The organism is Psychrobacter glacincola (assembly GCF_904846215.1).
In the GTDB taxonomy this organism is placed as follows: Bacteria; Pseudomonadota; Gammaproteobacteria; order Pseudomonadales; family Moraxellaceae; genus Psychrobacter; species Psychrobacter glacincola.
In genome coordinates this window covers 1-1,330 of record NZ_CAJGZK010000056.1, presented here as the reverse complement: position 1 = coordinate 1,330, position 1,330 = coordinate 1, and the positions used below count along the sequence as shown (strand labels likewise).

The following is a 1,330-nucleotide window of genomic DNA, read 5'->3' as shown; positions in this document are numbered from 1 at the left end:
GAGCCTATTACTAAAATGAGGATACGCCGAGCCTTTCCTAAAAAGTGTGTAACTGCTTATAATCCACTAACAGGAGAATAAGCAATGACTACTCAATCTGACATTAAAAAACTGGCCGAGCAAATGGCTGGTAGCATGAACAGCTTTGATGACATCAAAGACTTCCAAAAGCAGCTCATGCAATCGTTTATCGACACTGCCCTAGAAGCTGAGATGGAAGACCATCTAGGTTACCCCAAGCATGAAAAGGCTGATAAGCCAAACAAGCGCAATGGTCATACTAAAAAGACAGTCCGCAGTGACACAGGCGATCTTGAGATCTCTACTCCAAGAGACCGCGGTGGCAGCTTTGAGCCTGTGCTCGTAAGCAAGCATCAAACTCGTATCTCAGGTCTTGATGACAAGATCATATTCTTTTACGCCAAAGGTCAAACCACAACTGAGATTGTCGAAACGATTAAAGAGCTTTACGATGTTGATATCTCAAGCTCTCTTGTTTCAAGAGTCACTGACAATATCTTAGATGACATCACCGCTTGGCAGAACTGGCCTCTTAGCAGTGTCTATCCTATCGTCTATCTAGACTGCATTGTCGTCAAGGTACGCCAAGATAAGCAGATCATCAACAAGGCTATTTATCTGGCTCTAGGTGTCGCTCTTAACGGTAAAAAGGAGCTGCTTGGCATGTGGTTATCAGAGAATGAGGGCGCTAAGTTCTGGCTGGGTGTTCTCACTGAATTGCAAAACCGCGGGGTACAAGACATACTCATTGCCTGTGTCGATGGCTTAAAGGGCTTCCCTGATGCCATCAATACGGTTTACCCCAAAGCCAAGATTCAGCTGTGTATCGTGCACATGGTGCGTTACTCAATGAAGTTCGTACCATGGACGGACAAAAAGGCAGTAGCGGCTGATTTAAAGGCCATCTACGGTGCTGATACGCTTGAGATAGCAGAGGCCAATCTTGAGCACTTTGATGAAGTGTGGGGCGAGAAATACCCACACGTGGTCAAGTCTTGGCGCCATAACTGGGAAGGCTTAACGGTGTTCTTTGGTTACCCTAAAGACATCAGAAAAGTCATATATACCACCAATGCTATTGAGTCGCTAAACAGTGTGATTCGTACGGCAGTGAATAAGCGTAAGGTGTTCCCGTCTGATCAGGCAGCGTTTAAGGTAGTCTATCTAGCAACCCAGCAGGCGTCTAAAAAGTGGTCGATGCCGATTCGTAACTGGACGTCTGCCCTTAATCGCTTTATGATTATGTTTGATGATCGTATTAGCAGGCATTTAATCTAAAGGGCAGTTACACAGAATCTGGGATGGGCTC

At 45.5% G+C, this 1,330-nt stretch carries 1 protein-coding gene; it reads left to right on the top strand.

The window, feature by feature from the left end:
* Positions 1-84 precede the first annotated feature (84 nt).
* Entirely contained in the window at positions 85-1,299 is a 1,215-nt protein-coding gene (locus JMW90_RS13360; protein WP_201564734.1) for an IS256 family transposase, read from the top strand.
* Positions 1,300-1,330: the final 31 nt, after the last annotated feature.